We start from the raw sequence: 650 nt of genomic DNA on the forward strand, positions 1-650 counted from the left end.
GGCAGGCCCTCGCCAACGCCGGTTTGGCTCCGGCCGAGGTTGATGTGGTGGAGGCGCACGGCACCGGTACGACACTGGGTGACCCGATCGAGGCGCAGGCACTGCTCGCCACCTACGGGCAGGACCGGGACGGCCGGCCGTTGCGGCTCGGCTCGGTCAAGTCGAATATCGGGCACACGCAGGCCGCGGCCGGTGTGGCTGGTGTGATCAAGATGGTGCAGGCGATGCGGCATGGTGTGATGCCGCGCACGTTGCATGTGGATGAGCCGACTCCGCAGGTGGATTGGGAGTCGGGTGCGGTGGAGTTGTTGACTGAGCAGGTCGAGTGGCGTGTGGATGGGCGTCCGCGTCGGGCGGCGGTGTCGTCGTTCGGGATCAGTGGCACGAACGCGCACGTGATTTTGGAGCAGGGTCCGGGCGTTGAGGTGCCGGGGGAGTCGGTGCGGGTGCCGGGTCCGGTGCCGTGGCTGGTCTCTGCGAAGTCCGCGGATGCGCTCGCTGATCAGCTGTCCCGGCTCGTCGAGTTGGATGCTGATGCTGTTGATGTCGGGTTCTCGTTGGCTACGACGCGGGCGTTGTTGCCGTATCGGGCTGTGGTGACTGATGTGTCGGCGCCGTTGGATGTCGTGCGGGTGGCTGACGGCAAGCTG

The 650-nt window shown here is 67.1% G+C and carries 1 protein-coding gene; it reads left to right on the top strand.

Annotated elements, in window-relative coordinates; all coding sequences use genetic code 11:
- Nucleotides 1-650 (top strand): ketoacyl-synthetase C-terminal extension domain-containing protein (locus tag LPA41_RS40825; RefSeq protein ID WP_229076865.1); only part of this gene is annotated, 650 nt, incomplete at both ends.

The sequence above is a fragment of the Actinoplanes sp. DH11 genome, from assembly GCF_020873875.1.
In the GTDB taxonomy this organism is placed as follows: Bacteria; Actinomycetota; Actinomycetes; order Mycobacteriales; family Micromonosporaceae; genus Actinoplanes.